Raw genomic sequence first — 15,864 nt, 5'->3', positions numbered from 1 at the left:
AGGGGAGGTGGCACGGTGCCGATCGCGACGATCGACCCGACCGACGGCCGGGTTCTGCAATCCTTCGAACCGCTGACCGAAGCCGAAATCGACGAGCGCCTGGCCCGGGCGGTCGAGGGCTTCGCGGCGCTGCGGTCCGCCACGTTCGACCAGCGTGCGACGTGGCTCCGGGCCGCGGCCGACATTCTGGACGCCGAGCGCGACGAGATCGCCCGCACGATGACCGTCGAGATGGGCAAGACGCTCGTCGCGGCGAAGGCCGAAGTGGCCAAGTGCGCGGTCGCGTGCCGGTACTACGCCAAGCACGCGCCGGCGTTCCTCGCCGACGAACCCACCGATCCCGCCGCCGTGAAAGCGCGCCAGGCCTACGTGCGTTACCAGCCGCTCGGCCCGGTGCTCGCGGTCATGCCGTGGAACTTCCCGCTCTGGCAGGCGATGCGGTTCGCCGCCCCGGCGCTGATGGCCGGCAACGTCGGCCTGCTCAAGCACGCGTCGAACGTCCCGCGGACCGCGTTGTTCATGGAGCAGTTGTTCTCCCGGGCCGGGTTCCCGGAGGGTGCGTTCCAGACGCTGCTGATCGGCTCGGACCAGGTCGAGGCGGTGCTGAGCGACAAGCGCGTCGTCGCGGCGACGCTCACCGGCAGTGAGGGCGCGGGCCGCTCGATCGCCGCGATCGCCGGGCGCGAGCTCAAGAAGACCGTGCTCGAGCTCGGCGGCAGCGACCCGTTCGTGGTGCTGCCGTCGGCCGACATCGAGCGGGCCGCCGCGGTCGCGGTGACCGCACGCTGCCAGAACAACGGCCAGTCGTGCATCGCCGCGAAGCGGTTCATCGTGCACACCGACGTCTACGACGCGTTCGCCGCCGCGTTCGTCGACCGGATGGCCGCGCTCACCGTCGGTGACCCGATGGACGAGAAGACCGACGTGGGACCGCTCGCCACCGAGCAGGGTCGCACCGACGTGACCGAGCTCGTGCAGGACGCGGTGTCGCAGGGCGCGACGGTGCTGTGTGGCGGCACCGCGCCCGACCAGCCGGGCTGGTGGTACCCGCCGACCGTCGTGGCCGACCTCACCCCCGAGATGCGGATGTACCGCGAGGAGGTGTTCGGGCCGGTCGCCGGGGTGTACCGGGCGTCGAGCTACGAGGAGGCGATCGCGATCGCGAACAGCACCGACTTCGGCCTCGGGTCCAACGTCTGGACCACCGACCCGGTCGAGCAGGAGCGGGCCGTGAACGACCTGGAGGCCGGCGCGGTGTTCGTGAACGGCATGGTCACCTCATACCCGGAGCTGCCGTTCGGCGGGATCAAGACGTCCGGGTACGGGCGTGAGCTCTCCGCGCAGGGCATTCGTGAGTTCTGCAACGTGAAGACCGTCTGGGTCGGCTAAGCGTCGACCGGCTCGGCCACCCAGGCCGAGAACACCGGCACCCGGTGCCACGGACCCGCCTGCCCGCCCACCACCGCGACGACCGCGTACGGCCGGCCGAACCGGAGGTGGGCGGTGCGCCGGACCCCGGGCCGGGGTCGCGGCGCGCCGGCCCGCATCGCGATCGCGGTCACCGCCGCGGCCCGGAAACCGACGCGGGAGTAGTCGGCCCTCGCGCTCTGCACGGCGTCGGCCCCGACACCGTCACGCTGCGGCGGCAGCAGCGGGGCCAGGGCCGCGACCGCGTCGCCGAACCCGGTCCGCCGGTCGCGGAGCAGGTCGTGCCGGCTCCGCGCGGACCAGGCCGGCAGCGTCGCGAGGCAGCGCTGGTCGCGGCCGTCGGGAGCGAGCGTCGGCGCCGTTTCCTCGGTGAGCGTCCAGGCGTGGCCCTCGCCGAGCGGGAGGTCGAACAGCGACCGGTCCGCGACCGGTCCGTCGATCGCGATCCGGTGGGCCGCGCGGAACACGGCGGCCGCCGGGACCGACGGGGCCGCGATCACCGAGGTGACCAGCAGCGGTTCGGCGTCGGAGCTGCGCACCACGTGCACGGCGACGTCGCCGGCCTCGGGGGTGGACACGATCGACGCCTCATGGGCGGTGGACGCGTGCAGCACGGTGGTGACGCGGCCGCCCCACGGGCCACCGAGCGACGCCGCCGGAGCGGTGGTGAACGGCACCCGCCACGACACGTCGGTGGCCAGCGCGGAGGCCAGCACGAGCAGCGTCTCCGGGCCGACCGTGAGCGGGAACCGCTCGATCAGCCCGCGGGTCCGGTCCGCGGCCCAGTGGTCGGCGCCTTCCGGGGAGGGCACCGCGCCCCGCTCGACGGCCGCGCTCAACCCGTCCTCCCAGGCCCGCAGGGTCGGCGTCCTGACGTCCTCGCGCGTCCACAGCGCCGCCGCCGACGCGACCGCCGGGTGGGGGTGTTCGAGCAGCTCACCGGCCCGGGCAGCGGCCGCGTCGGCCGGTTCGCCGAGGACGCTCTCCAGTGACCGGCGGACGTGGCCGGTCGCGGCGGGCGCGGCCAGCGCGAGCACCAGCCAGGCGCCCAGCGGCGACGCCACGTGGTGGGCGTCCCCGATCGTGGCGTGCAGCTTCTCCGCGTACGCCGCGATCGCGTCCGGAAAAGTCATGACGCCTCGGCCGCGTCGGCCACCCAGGCGGAGAACACCGGGAGGCCGTGCCACGGCCCCTCCGGTTGCCGGGCCACCGCCACCACCGCGTACGGCCGCCCGAAGCGCACCGTCGCGGTGCGCAGCACACCGGGGCGCGGCGGCGGGGGAGCGCTGGTCATCCAGGCCATCGCGGTCACCGCGGCGGCCCGGAACCCGACCCGGGTGTACTCGGCCCGCGCGACCTGCCGGGCCGCCACGTCGAGCGCGGAGCCGAACAGCCGCGCCACCGCCGTCCCCGCGGCGTCGAACCCGAGGCTCGCGTCGGCGAGGAGGTCGTGGTCGGAGGACGCCGTCCAGGCCGGCAGCACCGCGTCGTACGCCTCGTCGCGGCCGGACTCCGTGCGCACCGGCGCCTGCTCCTCGGTGATCGTCCAGGCGTGGCCGTCGCCGAGCGGCAGGTCGAACAGCGAGTGCGCGCGGACGCCGTGCAGCGCGGCCCGGTGCGCGGCGGCGAGCACGGTCGCCGGCGCCACGTCCGGCGCGCCGATCACCGAGACGACACGCAGCCCGTCGCTCCAGCCCTCGACCGGGTTCGCCTCCGCGCTGTGCACGGCGACGTCACCGGCCTCGTCGTCGGCCACGATCCGGACGTCGTGCCCGGCCGGGGCGCGCAGCGCCGTGGACACCGTCCAGGGTGAGTCGCCGAGCGCGGTGGCCGGTGTGGTCTCGAACGGGACGGTCCACGACACGTCGGTGCCGAGCGCCGAGGCGAGCACGAGCACGGTCCGGGGGTCGAGCGTCAGCGGGAAGCGGTCGATCAGGCCCCTGGTGTTCTCGCGGGCCCAGGCGTCGGCCTCGGCGGGCGAGGGGATCGGGCCCCGCTCGACCGCCGCGCCGAGCCCGGCGATCCAGGCGTCGGACGCCGGTGTCCGGCCCCGGCTCCAGACCGCCGCGGCCGCGGCGACCAGCGGATGCGGTTTCGCGAGCAGTGCCGCGGCCCGCGCCGCCGCCTCGTCGACCGGTGATCCCAGCGCCTCCTCGAGCGGGCCGCGCTCGGCGGCGGTCGCGGCCGGCGCCGCCAGCGCGAGCACCAGCCACGCGCCGAGCGGCGACGCCACGTGGTGGGAGGAGCCGAGGGCGGCATGCAGTCGGGCCGCGTACGCCGCGACCGCGTTCGGGGAACCCATCGCCCCAGTCTCGCCCTTGACGGCCACCTCCCCGAAGTGGTCTAGTCCGGGCCAGACCACCTCGACGGCCGAGCGGAGGGCATTCTGACCGCCGTGAACCCACCCGCGCAGATCGACGCGCGCAGCCCGGTGCCGAAGTACTACCAGCTGCGCGAGATCCTGCTCGACCTGATCGAGCGCGAACTCACCGTCGACGCCCCGGTCCCGTCCGAGCGTGAGCTGGCCGCCCGGTACGGGCTGTCCCGGATGACCGCCCGGCAGGCCATCGAGCACCTGGTCAGCGAAGGCAAGCTGTACCGGGTCCAAGGCCGGGGCACGTTCGTGGCCCGGCCGAAGATCGTCATGCCGCTGCGCCTGACGTCGTTCAGCGAGGACATGCGGGCCCGCGGGATGATCCCCGGCGCGCGCGACCTGGGCCGCCGCTCGATCGACGCACCGGCCGCGGTCGCCCGCGAGCTCGGCGTCGAGGCCGGGGCGCCGCTCTACGTCGTCGAGCGGCTGCGTACCGCGGACGGCGTCCCGATGGCGCTGGAACGCTCGCACCTGCCGGCGCGGCTGGTGCCGGGCCTGCTCGATCAGTCCCTTCAGGACCGGTCGCTGTACCAGCTGCTCGCGCAGGAGTACGGGCTCGCGCTGGACCGCGGTGACCAGGTGATCGAAGCCGGCATCGCCGACCGCGGCGACGCCGAGCTGCTCGGCCTCGCGCCCGGCAGCGCGGTGCTGCGGCTGCAGCGTCGCTCCTGGGCCGGTGCGGTGCCGGTCGAGTACGTCGTCTCGACCTACCGCGCGGACCGGTACCAGCTGCGTGCCTCGCTCGACATCGACCCACCGGGAGGCGGCACGTGATCGAGGACCTGATCGACAAGACGCTGCTGGTCGGCTTCGAGGAGCCGGACCCGCCGGAGTGGTTCCGCCGCGCCGCGCCCGGCCTCGGGGGAGTCGTCCTCTACGGACAGAACCTGCGGAGCGACACCGACGCCGCCCGGCTGGCGGCGCTGCTGCACCAGGACTCCGACGTCGTGCTGGCGGTCGACGAGGAGGGCGGCGACGTCACCCGGGTGCACTACCGCAACGGCAGCCCGGTGCCCGGCAACTACGTCCTCGGGGCCGCCGACGACGAGGGGCTGACCGGCGCGGTCGCCACCCGGATCGGGGCCGGGCTGCGTGCGGCCGGCATCGGCTGGAACCTCGCCCCCGACGTCGACGTGAACTCGGTGCCGGAGAACCCGGTGATCGGTGTCCGCTCGTTCGGCGCCGATCCCGACCTGGTCAGCCGGCACGCCGCGACCTGGGTGCTGGCGATGGAGAACACCGGCGTCGCGGCCTGCGCCAAGCACTTCCCCGGGCACGGCGACACCCGCTCGGACTCGCACTACGGGCTCCCGGTGGTCGACTGCGACGAGGCGGAGTGGCGCCGGGTCCACCTGCCGCCGTTCGTCGCCGCGATCGAGGTCGGGGTGCGGTCGATCATGACCGCGCACGTCGTCGTCCCGGCGCTCGACGACCGGCCCGCCACGATGAGCCCGAAACTGCTCACCGACGTCCTGCGCGGCGAGCTGGGCTATCCGGGCGTCATCGTGACCGACGCGCTCGACATGGGCGCGATCAAGGACGGGGTCGGGCTGGGCCCGGGCGCCGTCGCCGCGCTCCGGGCGGGCGCGGACGCACTCTGCCTCGGCGCGATCGGCGGGGAAGGGCTCTACCGGGAGGTTCGCACCGCGGTACGGGCCGCCGTCGACGACGGCGCGCTCCCGCTGCGCCGCCTGGAGGAGGCCGCCGAGCGCGTCGAGGCCCTGCTCGCCTGGGTCCGCAAGGCCCCCGACCCCGGCGGCGTGCCCGCGGACTCCGATCCGGGGCTGGAGGCGGCCCGACGGGCGGCCCTGGTGTTCGGTGATCCGACGCTCACCGGCCCGCCGGTCGTCGTCGAGCTCCGGGCGACACCGAACCTCGCGGTCGGCGAGGCGTACTGGGATCTGGCCGGCCCGCTCGCCGACCGTGGCGTCGCACCGCACGCGGTCCACCGGCTCACCGACAACTCGGGGCTGTCCGACGTGCTCACCGCCGCCCAGGGGCGTCCGCTCGTCGTCGTGGGCCGGGACGTGGCCCGTCATCCCTGGCAGCAGAAGGCCTGGCACGTCCTGTCCGGACAGCGTCCCGACGCGGTGCTCGTCGAGATCGGCCTGCCCCGTCCGGACGTCACGGCGCACGGACAGCGCGTGTTCGTCGGCGGTGCCGGACGGCCGAACCTGCAGGTAGCGGCCGAGCTGCTCACGGGCGTCACTCACCGTCCGTAGCGTTACCGAACTGATGTCTTGACGCCCACTGTGGGCCGTGCCACAGTCCCGGGCTAGACCGGTATGGACCACTGGCCGGACCCAATCCAGAATGAGGAGGCGACGTGCGCGTTCGCCGAGCGTTGACCGTGGGGCTCACCACCCTGGTCGCCGCGTCCCTGGCGTTGTCGGGCTGCAGCAGCAGCGACGACGGCGGCAGCGACGGCGGCGGGACCAAGAAGCTCACCGTCTGGCTGATGACCGGCTCCGCGCCGGACGCGCTGGTCGACGAGATCAACACCGAGTTCACCAAGGCCCACGAGGGCTGGACCGTCGACTACCAGGTCCAGCAGTGGGACGGGATCCAGGACAAGCTCACCACGGCGCTGGCCGGCAACAACCCGCCGGACATCGTGGAGCTCGGCAACACGCAGTCCCCGCGCTTCGTCGAGTCCGGCGCGCTGGCCGACCTGTCGAAGTCCAAGGACGACCTGAACGGCAAGAACTGGCTCGAGGGCCTCGCCGCGACCGGCGAGAACGACGGCAAGACGTTCGCGACGCCGTTCTACGCCGCCAACCGGATCGTCGTCTACCGCAAGAGCATGTTCACCAAGGCCGGCATCACCGCGCCGCCGAAGACGATCGACGAGTTCATCGCGGCCGGCAAGAAGCTGCAGTCCGCGAATAAGGCCGACAAGCAGTTCCAGGCGCTCTACCTGCCCGGTCAGTCCTGGTACACGCTGCTGAGCTGGGTCTGGGCCAACGGCGGCGACGTCGCGAAGGACGACGGCGGCAAGTGGACCGGCACCCTCGACAGCCCCGAGGCCCAGAAGGGCTTCGCCGACTACGCCCGGATCTACAAGGAGCTGTCGAAGGCCCCGGCCGACCAGGACGAGGCCAACCCGCAGCAGTCGACGGTGTTCGCCAAGGGTCACGTCGCGATGTTCATCGGCCTGCCCTGGGAGATCGGCACCGCGACCGCCCCCGACGGCGGTGACCCGAAGCTGAAGGACGACATCGGCACGTTCGAGATCCCCGGCCCGTCCGGCCCGGCGCCGGTCTTCCTCGGCGGCTCGAACCTCGGCGTCGCCGCGGCCAGCCCGAACGTGGACGCGGCCACCGACTGGCTGAAGCTGATGCTCGGCGACAAGTACCAGACCAAGCTGGCCTCGAACGGCGTCGTGCCGGCGCTGACCAACCTCGGCGACACCATCTACGGCGACAACGAGGCGGCCAAGGTGATGGCCGCGGCCGCCACCAACGGCGGCAAGGTCACGCCGGTCACCCCGGCCTGGGCCGCGGTGGAGAGCGGCACCAACCCGATCAAGAACGCGATGACGAAGGTGCTGCGCGGCACCGACGTCGCCACCGCGTCGAAGGAAGCCAGCACGTCGATCACCGACACGATGGCCAAGGCCAAGTAACGCCAGCCGGTCGCCGGGCTCCTCACGGGGGGAGCCCGGCGGCCCCTTGTTGTGAGAGGAGGTGCCGATGAGCACACCGACTGTGGTGCGGCCGAGTCCCGAGGTGGACGCGAAGCCACCGGCCGTCCGCGCCCGCGGCCGTCGTGAGCCACTGCCGTACCTCCTGCTGGTCCCGAGCCTGATCGCGCTGGGCGCGCTCTTCGCCTACCCGGTCTTCCTGCTGTTCCGGATGTCGTTCCAGCAGCTCGGCTTCGGCGAGCTCGTCCGCCGGGTGACGATCTGGACCGGCGTCGACAACTACACCGAGATCCTCGGCGACCCCGAGTTCTGGCAGGTCGTCTGGCGCACGGTCGCGTTCACCGCGGTCTGCGTCGGCCTGACGATGGTGCTCGGCACCGGCATCGGCCTGCTCCTGGTGAAGCTGGGCCGGAAGATGACGATCGCGGTGTCGATCTCGCTGGTGCTGGCCTGGGCCATCCCGATCGTCACCGCGACGACGCTCTGGCAGTGGATGTTCGACTCCACCTACGGCGTCGTGAACTTCCTGCTCGGCACGCCGGGCCACGACTGGTTCGCGAGCGGGATCTCGACGTTCGGCGTCATCGTGATCATCATCGTCTGGCAGGCCGTGCCGTTCGTCGCGTTCACCGTGCAGGCCGGCGTGCTGACGATCCCCGAGGAGTACTACGAGGCCGCGCGGATGGACGGCGCGAGCGGGTTCCGGGCGTTCCGCGCGGTGACCGTGCCGATCCTGCGCCCGATCCTGTTCGTGCTCGCGTTCCTCTCGACGATCTGGGACTTCAAGGTCTTCACCCAGGTCTGGGCGGTGCGCCAGGGCGGGCCCGACGGGCAGACCGTGACGCTGCCGATCTACCTCTACGACGTCGGCATCGCGTCCAGCCGGTACGGGCTGGCGGCCGCCGGTGCCGTCGTCATGGTGGCGATCCTCGCGGTCGTGATGGTCGTGTACCTGCGCCACATGTTGCGAACGGAGTTGGAAGACTGATGCGGAAGGTCTGGCCCAACGCGCTCGGCGTCGTTGTCATCGTCTTCTTCGCGTTCCCCGCCTACTGGATGATCCGCACGGCGTTCCTGCCGACGATCGACATCCAGAGCGACCCGCCGGTGTTCGTCCCGACCGACGGGACGTTCGACCACTTCGTCACCGCGGTCACCCGGCCGGGCTTCTGGAACTACGTCCGGAACAGCCTGTTCGTCACGCTGAGCGCGGTCGCGCTCTCGACGATCACCGCGCTGCTGGCCGCGGTCGCGGTGGCCCGGTTCCGGTTCCGGGGGCGCAAGGCCTACCTGGTGCTGATCCTCGCCGTGCAGCTCGCGCCGTTCGAAGCGCTGTTCATCCCGTACTTCCTGGTCTTCCGGCAGTTCGACCTGCTCGACCGGTTGCCCGCGCTGATCCTGGTGTACTTCGTCTCGATCCTGCCGTTCACGATCTGGACGCTGCGCGGGTTCGTCGCCGCGGTGCCGGCCGAGCTCGAGGAGGCCGCGCTCGTCGACGGCTGCACGCGCTGGCAGGCGTTCCTGCGGGTGGTGCTGCCGCTGCTCGGGCCGGGCCTGGTCGCGACGTCGATCTTCGGCTTCATCACCGCCTGGAACGAGTACCTGTACGCGTTCGTGTTCATGCGCAACGAGGACCACTACACGCTGCCGGTCTGGCTGGCGACCTTCCGCACCGCGTTCGGCGACGACTGGGGCGGCGCGATGGCCGGGTCGGTCCTGTTCACGCTGCCGGTGCTGATTTTCTTCCTGATCGTTCAACGCCGGATGGTCGGTGGGCTCACCGCAGGCGCGGTGAAAGGATGACACTCGTGACAAATAACGCGCCTGGTGCGTTGATGGCCGCCGAGATCGGCGAGCAACCGGAGATCCTCGCGTCGCTGCTGTCGTCGGCGGACGCCATCGGCGAGGTCGCGGCGGCCGTGCGGGCCCGGGCCCCGCGGTTCGTGATGCTGGCCGCCCGCGGCACCAGCGACCACGCCGCGCTCTACGCGAAGTACCTGATCGAGACGCGGCTCGGCTTGCCCGCCGGGCTGGCGTCCCCGTCCTCGATGACGCTGTACGGCAGTCGTCCCGACCTGCGTGACGTGCTCTTCCTCGGGGTGAGCCAGTCCGGTGCCTCGCCGGACCTGGTCGACTCGCTGACGGTCGCGGGGGAGTGCGGCGCGACCACGGTCGCGGTGACGAACAACCCGGCGTCCGACCTGGCCGCCGCGGCGGAGTTCGGCGTCGACGTGCGTGCCGGGGTGGAGAACGCGGTCGCGGCCACCAAGACCTACACCGCGGAACTGCTGGCGCTCTACCTCCTGCTGGGTGGCTCGGCGGCGGACGCCTCGGCGCTGCCGGCCGCGGCGGCCGCGACGCTCGATGGCGGCGTGGAGACGGCCGCGGCGCGGTACCGCTTCGCCGAGCGGCTGGTCACCACCGGCCGCGGGTTCGGGTACCCGACCGCCCGGGAAGCCGCGCTCAAGCTGATGGAGACCAGCTACCTCTCGGCGCTGGCGTTCTCCACCGCCGACCTGCTGCACGGCCCGTTCGCGATGATCGACTCCGGGGTGCCGGTGATCGCGGTCGCGACGCCGGACGCCGGCGGTTCCGCCGTGGCGCCGGTCGTGGCCCGGTTGCGTGAGTCCGGGGCCGACGTGCTCGTCGTCGGCGACGACCTTCCCGTGGTCCGGGACGGGGTTCCGGCGGAACTCTCCCCGGTGCTCGACATCCTGCCGCTGCAGCGGCTCGCCCGTCAGATCGCCCTCGACCGGGGCGAGAACCCGGACCGCCCGCGTGGCCTGTCGAAAGTGACCCACACTCGATGATCCCGCTTGATGAGTTGTCCGCTCTCGGTGTGGCTGAGCGGCTCTTCGACGCCGAGGCGCGGGTGCTGCCCGCGGTCCGCGCGGCGGCACCCCGGGTGGCGGAGGCCGCCGAGCTGATCGCCGCCCGGATGGCCGGCGGCGGCCGGCTGGTGCTGATCGGCGCCGGCACGTCCGGCCGGCTCGCGGTGCTGCAGGCCGCGGAGCTGCCGGGCACGTTCGGCCTCGCCGTCGACCGGGTGGCCGCACGCACCGCGGGCGGCGGCCCCGGTGGGCTGACCGGTACCGACGGCGACGAGGACGACGCCGACGCCGGGCGCGCCGACCTCCTCGACACCGGCTTCAGCGCGGGCGACACGCTCGTCGCGGTCGCCGCCAGCGGCCGGACGCCGTACACGCTCGCGGCGGTGGCGGCGGCCCGGGAGCTGGGCGCGTCGGTGGTGTCGGTGACGACCGTGGCCTCGTCCCCGCTGGCCGAGGCGGCCGACGTGGCCATCGAGGTGCCGATGGGGCCCGAAGCGCTGCGTGGTTCGACCAGGCTCACGGCCGGTACCACGCAGAAACTGCTGCTCGACGCGTTGACGACGGCGGCGATGGTGCGCCTGGGCCGCGTCCACGGCGACGTGATGATCGACGTCGTCCCGGCCAACGCGAAACTGCGGTTGCGCAGCGCCGGGCTGGTCGCCGAGATCGTCGGCTGCGACGCTTCGGAGGCGCTGGGTGTGCTGGACGAGTGCGGCGGCAACGCCAGGGCGGCGGTGCTGGTGCTGAGCTCGGGGCTCGGCCCCGACGACGCGGCGGCGCTGGCCGCCGGGCACCGGACGCTCCGCGCGGCGATGGCGGCGTCCCGATGACCGTCCTGACCGGCGCCCGGGTGGTGACGCCCACCGGCGTCCTGGAGCCGGGCTGGGTCTCGCTCTCCGGCTCGACGATCGACGCGGTGGGGTCGGGCGCCCACCCCGACGGGGAGGTCGTCGACCTCGGCGGTGGCTGGCTGCTGCCGGGGTTCATCGACCTGCACGTGCACGGCGGCGGCGGACACGACTTCACCGCGTCGGCCGACGACCTGGCGGCCGGCGTCGCCTACCACCGGTCACGCGGCACCACCCGCACGCTGGTCTCGCTGGTCACCGCGCCGATCGACGCGCTCGTCACGCAGCTGGGCTGGGTGGCCGACGCGGCGGAGGCCGGCACCGGGGTCGTCGGAGCGCACCTGGAGGGGCCGTTCCTGGCCGGTGCCCGCTGCGGCGCGCAGAACCCGGCCCACCTGCTCGACCCCACCCCCGACGCGGCGGCCGAGCTGCTCAAGGCCGGGCGGGGGCACGTGCGCGTGGTCACCGTGGCGCCCGAGCGGCCCGGTGGGCTCGCGCTGATCGACCAGCTGGTCGCGGCCGGGGTCGTCGCCGCGGTCGGGCACACCGACGCCGGCTACGAGACCGTGCTGACCGCGTTCGAGCGCGGGGCGTCGCTGGTGACGCACGCGTTCAACGGGATGCGTGGCGCGCACCACCGCGAACCCGGCCCGGTGCCGGCCGCGCTGGACGTCGGCGTGCCGTGCGAGCTGATCAACGACGGGGTGCACGTCCACCCGGCGGCCGCGCGGCTGCTGCTCCGGAGCCCGCTGGTGCTGATCACCGACGCGATCGACGCCACCGGCATGGGCGACGGCACGTACGTGCTGGGCGGCCAGGACGTGGTCGTCAGCGACGGCGAGGCGCGGCTGGCGCGCAACGGTTCGCTGGCCGGCAGCACGCTGACGATGGACGTCGCGGTGCGCCGGGCGGTCACCGACGTGGGCCTCGACATCGTCGACGCCTCGATCGCGGCCTCCGGCACCCCCGCGCGCCTGCTCGGCCTCGGGGGAGTGTGCGGCGCGATCGCCCCGGGCCTCGACGCGGACCTGGTCGTCCTCGACGACGCGCTCGAGCTCTCCCGCGTGATGCGTGCCGGCGACTGGATCTAGGGGTCTCGACGGCTGACCGGCCCTCCGCCCTCGCGCGAAAGCCCGGTCAGCCGTCGAGGGCCCGGATGATTTTGGTCAGGGCCGACTCGGTCGCGGCGCGCTCCTCGGGTGTCAGCTCGGCCGTGACGCGCTGGGCGAGGGCGGCCCGGGCGGCCCCGACGGGTTTCTCGGCCGCACGCCCGGCGTCGGTGAGGAAGAGGCGCACCAGACGAGCGTCCACGTCGTCACGCCGACGCGTGATCAGCCCGGCCGCCTCCATCCGGGTCGCGGCGTTCACGACGGTCGGCGTACTGACCCGCAGCCGCCCGGCCAACTCGCCCGGCGTCAGCCCGTCGTCGGCCCACAACACCTCGAGCATGAGGTTCTGCCCCACCCGGACACCGTGCGCGCTCATCGCCTCGTCCGATGCGGCCTGCAGCAGCTTGTGCGCCCGGGTGAACAGCCGGAGGAGGTCGGTCATGTCCGGAGCGTATTGCCCCGCAGTTCATTAGCCCGCTAACGTTAGCTAGCTAATGAAGGGAGCGGGCCATGATCTTGGTGACCGGCGGGCGGGGCTTCATCGGGTCCCACACCGTGGCCGCGCTGCGCGACCTCGGAGCGGAATGCCTTCCGGCCGGGCGTGCGCAGGCGGACTGCACCGAGCTGGACGCGTTACGCGCACTGGGCGAGAAGTATCCGATCACCGGCATCGTTCATCTCGCCGCGGTTCACCTCTCGTCGGTGCCGGTCGCCGATGAACTCCGCGCTAATCTCGCGGCCACGCTGAACGTCGCCGCCGTCGCGGCCGAGTGGGGCGTCGGCCGGGTCGTGTTCGCCAGCACGATCGGCGTCTACGGGGGGGTACCCGGGCCCGTCTGGCGGGAGGACGCGCCGTTGCCGCCGGGGGCGCCGTTCGCCGTCCCGGCGTCGAAGAGGGCCTCCGAGATCCTGGCACCGCTGGCGGTCGACGGCGCGGTGCACGCCCGGATCGGGGCGATCTGGGGGCCGGGTGGCCGGCCGTCGTCGCCGTTCATGGCCGTGCCGGCGCTGGTGCACGCCGCGGTACACGGAACACCGGCGCCGGACGCGTACGCCGACGACGCGATCGACCTGGGCTACGCGCGTGACTGCGGACGTGCGCTCGCGCTCCTGGCTACCGCGCCGAGCCTGCGGCACACCATCTACAACGTCAGCGGCGGCGTGGCCGTCACGAACGCGCGCTTCGCGGAGGCGCTGCGCACCGCCGTCCCCGAGGCGGCCGTGGCGCTCCGCCCCGGCCCTCGCCCGGCGGCGGCCCGCCTCGACATCTCGCGGCTGACCGGCGACACCGGTTACCGCCCCGCCTTCGGACTCGACGCGGCCGTCGCCGACTACGTGGAGTGGTTGCGGGCGGGGAATTCGCGCTGAGTAGCGTTCGTGCGGTGATCAAGGAGGCGACCGCGACGGTCTTCACGTTCGGGCTCGTCGAGGGGCGGTACTGCCTGGGGCTGGTCTTCCACCCGCGGCTCGGGGTCTGGATCCCGCCCGGCGGCCACGTCGAGCCCGACGAGACCCCGGCCGAGGCGGCGCTGCGTGAGGTGGCCGAGGAGACCGGGCTCACCGCGACGCTGCTGCCACCGCGGCACGAGCGGTACCCCGACGGGTACCCGCACCGGCCGGTGTCCCCGCCGTGGTGGACCGTCGAGATCCCGGTCGGCCCGGACCGCCACACGGACGCCGCGCACGTGCACGTCGACCACCAGTTCGTCGCGTTCGCGGCCTCGGGCACCGCGGGTACCACCGACCATCCGTTCGTCTGGCGTGCCGAGGCCGACCTGAGCGAGCAGGACGCGATCATCGCGGACGCCCGTGGCCAGGCGAAACTACTGTTCGGCCGGCTCCGGGACCTGGTCGGGGAACAGACCGGCTGGCCTCGATAGCGTCTGCTCCCGCGACGGGGCAGACTAAGGACCGGTCAGGGCGCGCCGGCGCCCTGCGTGTCCGGGAGGGCTGATGGGCAAGCCGGTCCTGCTCACCGTCGACGACGATCCGTCTGTGTCGCGCGCCGTGGCGCGCGACCTGCGGCGTCGGTACGGCGAGGACTACCGGGTGATGCGGGCCGACTCCGGCCCGCAGGCGCTGGACGCACTCAAGGAGATCAAGCTGCGCGGCGACCGGGTGGCGGCGATCCTCGCCGACTACCGGATGCCCCAGATGAACGGCATCGAGTTCCTCGAAGCCGCGATGGACCTGTTCCCGCGGGCCCGCCGGGCGCTGCTGACCGCGTACGCCGACACCGACGCCGCGATCCAGGCGATCAACGTGGTGGACGTCGACCACTACCTGCTCAAGCCGTGGGACCCACCCGAGGAGAAGCTCTACCCGATCGTCGACGCGCTGATCGCCACCTGGCAGGCCGCCGGCGATTCGCCGGTCGAGGAGATCAAGGTCGTCGGGCACCAGTTCTCACCGGGCTCGTTCGAGCTGCGTGACTTCCTGGCCCGCAACCAGGTGCCCTACCGCTGGTACCTCGCCGACTCCTCGGAGGGGCGGCGGCTGCTCGAGTCGGCCGACGCCGACCCGCAGGAGCCCGACGTCATCCCGCTCGTGGTCACGCCGGAAGGCGAGGTGCTGCGTAACCCCTCGCCGAACGAACTGGCCACGCGGGTCGGGCTCGCGACCAACCCGACCGAGAAGTTCTACGACGTGATCATCGTCGGCGGCGGGCCGGCCGGGCTCGGTGCCGCGGTCTACGCGGCCTCCGAGGGGTTAAGGACCGTCCTGGTCGAGCAGCAGGCCACCGGCGGCCAGGCCGGCCAGAGCTCACGCATCGAGAACTACCTGGGCTTCCCCGACGGGGTCAGCGGCGCGCAGCTGACCGACCGTGCCCGCAGGCAGGCGATCAAGTTCGGCGCCGAGATCCTGACCACCCGCAAGGCCTGCGAGCTGGTCGTCAAGGGCTCGGCCAGGGGCGTCAAGTTCGAGGACGGCACCGAGATCACGGCGCACGCGGTCGTGCTGGCCACCGGCGTCTCCTACCGGCGGCTGCAGGCCGACGGAATCGACGACCTGACCGGGCGCGGCGTCTACTACGGGTCCGCGGCGGTGGAGGCCCCGGCCTGCGCCGGGCAGGAGGTCGTGATCGTCGGCGGCGCCAACTCGGCCGGCCAGGCGGCGGTGTTCTTCTCCCGGCACGCGTCGAAGGTGCGCCTCGTCGTCCGCGGCGCGAACCTCGAGGCATCGATGTCGGCGTACCTGATCAAGCAGCTCGCCGAGATCGAGAACGTGCAGGTGCAGACCCGCACGACGGTGTGCGCCTGCCTCGGGGAGGGCCGCCTGCAGCGGATCGACCTGAAGAACGAGGACACCGGCGAGATCGAGCCGGTCGACGCGGGCTTCTGTTTCGTCTTCATCGGCGCCGCTCCGCTCACCGACTGGATGGACGGCGTGCTGGTGCGTGACGAGGCCGGTTTCGTGCTGGCCGGCACCGACCTGCTCGGCGACGACGGGGCGCGGCCGAAGGGATGGAATGCCGACCGCGATCCGTTCCCCTTGGAGACGAGCGTTCCGGGTGTCTTCGTCGCGGGAGACGTCCGGTCGCAATCGGTGAAGCGGGTCGCGTCCGCGGTCGGCGAAGGCGCCATGGCGGTGACGCTCGTTCACCGCTACCTGAGTTCGTAGGAGGACACCG

Annotated in this window: 15 protein-coding genes; 12 read left to right on the top strand and 3 right to left on the bottom strand. The window is 73.0% G+C overall.

What is annotated here, in order from left to right:
- The first annotated feature begins 15 nt into the window (after positions 1-15).
- The gene (locus tag CRYAR_RS30645) at positions 16-1,389 is read left to right on the top strand and encodes an NADP-dependent succinic semialdehyde dehydrogenase (protein ID WP_035856776.1); all 1,374 of its coding nucleotides are present in this window, start codon (positions 16-18) and stop codon (positions 1,387-1,389) included.
- On the opposite strand, the gene CRYAR_RS30640 is transcribed toward CRYAR_RS30645, so the two are convergent.
- Both CRYAR_RS30640 and CRYAR_RS30635 read right to left on the bottom strand, forming a co-directional pair.
- Entirely contained in the window at positions 1,386-2,561 is a 1,176-nt protein-coding gene (locus CRYAR_RS30640; protein ID WP_035856775.1) for a serpin family protein, read from the bottom strand. The two genes, CRYAR_RS30645 and CRYAR_RS30640, sit on opposite strands and share 4 nt — an antisense overlap.
- Positions 2,558-3,730 carry a serpin family protein gene (locus CRYAR_RS30635; protein ID WP_035868218.1) on the bottom strand — a complete coding sequence of 391 codons (1,173 nt, stop codon included), beginning with the start codon at positions 3,728-3,730 and terminating at the stop codon, positions 2,558-2,560. The genes CRYAR_RS30640 and CRYAR_RS30635 overlap by 4 nt, the downstream gene beginning before the upstream one ends.
- Before the next feature lie 93 nt (positions 3,731-3,823).
- On the opposite strand from CRYAR_RS30635, the gene CRYAR_RS30630 reads away from it, so the two are divergent.
- From CRYAR_RS30630 to nagA, 8 genes are all read left to right on the top strand, one after another.
- Positions 3,824-4,576 (top strand): GntR family transcriptional regulator, encoded by a 753-nt coding sequence (locus CRYAR_RS30630; RefSeq protein WP_211247719.1) that lies wholly within the window; start codon positions 3,824-3,826, stop codon positions 4,574-4,576.
- Positions 4,573-6,024 carry a glycoside hydrolase family 3 protein gene (locus CRYAR_RS30625; RefSeq protein WP_051571148.1) on the top strand — a complete coding sequence of 484 codons (1,452 nt, stop codon included), beginning with the start codon at positions 4,573-4,575 and terminating at the stop codon, positions 6,022-6,024. The genes CRYAR_RS30630 and CRYAR_RS30625 overlap by 4 nt, the downstream gene beginning before the upstream one ends.
- A 104-nt stretch (positions 6,025-6,128) precedes the next feature.
- Positions 6,129-7,427, top strand: a complete 1,299-nt coding sequence (locus tag CRYAR_RS30620; RefSeq protein ID WP_051571147.1) for an extracellular solute-binding protein — start codon at positions 6,129-6,131, stop codon at positions 7,425-7,427.
- A 67-nt stretch (positions 7,428-7,494) separates the two neighbouring features.
- Positions 7,495-8,433: a carbohydrate ABC transporter permease gene (locus CRYAR_RS30615; protein WP_084701136.1), complete on the top strand. Its 939-nt coding sequence runs from the start codon at positions 7,495-7,497 to the stop codon at positions 8,431-8,433.
- A complete protein-coding gene (locus CRYAR_RS30610) occupies positions 8,433-9,248 on the top strand; it encodes a carbohydrate ABC transporter permease (RefSeq protein WP_035856772.1) in 816 nt (271 codons plus the stop codon). The genes CRYAR_RS30615 and CRYAR_RS30610 overlap by 1 nt, the downstream gene beginning before the upstream one ends.
- The gene (locus CRYAR_RS30605) at positions 9,245-10,255 is read left to right on the top strand and encodes an SIS domain-containing protein (protein ID WP_035856771.1); all 1,011 of its coding nucleotides are present in this window, start codon (positions 9,245-9,247) and stop codon (positions 10,253-10,255) included. Before CRYAR_RS30610 ends, CRYAR_RS30605 begins: the two co-directional genes overlap by 4 nt.
- A gap of 29 nt (positions 10,256-10,284) precedes the next feature.
- Complete coding sequence (locus CRYAR_RS30600) at positions 10,285-11,106, top strand: N-acetylmuramic acid 6-phosphate etherase (RefSeq protein ID WP_051571145.1); 822 nt, start codon at positions 10,285-10,287, stop codon at positions 11,104-11,106.
- On the top strand, positions 11,103-12,215 hold the full coding sequence (gene nagA, locus CRYAR_RS30595; RefSeq protein WP_035856769.1) for an N-acetylglucosamine-6-phosphate deacetylase: 1,113 nt from the start codon (positions 11,103-11,105) through the stop codon (positions 12,213-12,215). The genes CRYAR_RS30600 and nagA overlap by 4 nt, the downstream gene beginning before the upstream one ends.
- A gap of 46 nt (positions 12,216-12,261) precedes the next feature.
- Here nagA and CRYAR_RS30590 read toward each other — a convergent pair whose 3' ends face one another.
- The gene (locus CRYAR_RS30590) at positions 12,262-12,675 is read right to left on the bottom strand and encodes a MarR family winged helix-turn-helix transcriptional regulator (RefSeq protein ID WP_035856768.1); all 414 of its coding nucleotides are present in this window, start codon (positions 12,673-12,675) and stop codon (positions 12,262-12,264) included.
- A gap of 68 nt (positions 12,676-12,743) precedes the next feature.
- Here CRYAR_RS30590 and CRYAR_RS30585 point away from each other — a divergent pair, with 68 nt between their 5' ends.
- The 3 genes from CRYAR_RS30585 to CRYAR_RS30575 all read left to right on the top strand — a co-directional run bounded on the left by CRYAR_RS30585 (position 12,744) and on the right by CRYAR_RS30575 (position 15,854).
- Positions 12,744-13,601 carry an NAD-dependent epimerase/dehydratase family protein gene (locus tag CRYAR_RS30585; RefSeq protein WP_035856767.1) on the top strand — a complete coding sequence of 286 codons (858 nt, stop codon included), beginning with the start codon at positions 12,744-12,746 and terminating at the stop codon, positions 13,599-13,601.
- 14 nt (positions 13,602-13,615) lie between these two features.
- Positions 13,616-14,113: an NUDIX domain-containing protein gene (locus tag CRYAR_RS30580; protein ID WP_035856766.1), complete on the top strand. Its 498-nt coding sequence runs from the start codon at positions 13,616-13,618 to the stop codon at positions 14,111-14,113.
- 73 nt (positions 14,114-14,186) lie between these two features.
- Positions 14,187-15,854, top strand: a complete 1,668-nt coding sequence (locus tag CRYAR_RS30575; RefSeq protein ID WP_035856765.1) for an NAD(P)/FAD-dependent oxidoreductase — start codon at positions 14,187-14,189, stop codon at positions 15,852-15,854.
- The last annotated feature ends 10 nt before the right edge of the window (positions 15,855-15,864 follow it).

The organism is Cryptosporangium arvum DSM 44712, assembly GCF_000585375.1.
GTDB classification, from domain to species: Bacteria; Actinomycetota; Actinomycetes; order Mycobacteriales; family Cryptosporangiaceae; genus Cryptosporangium; species Cryptosporangium arvum.
Note: the sequence above shows the minus strand (reverse complement) of the source record. Positions and strands in the feature narration are given on the sequence as shown.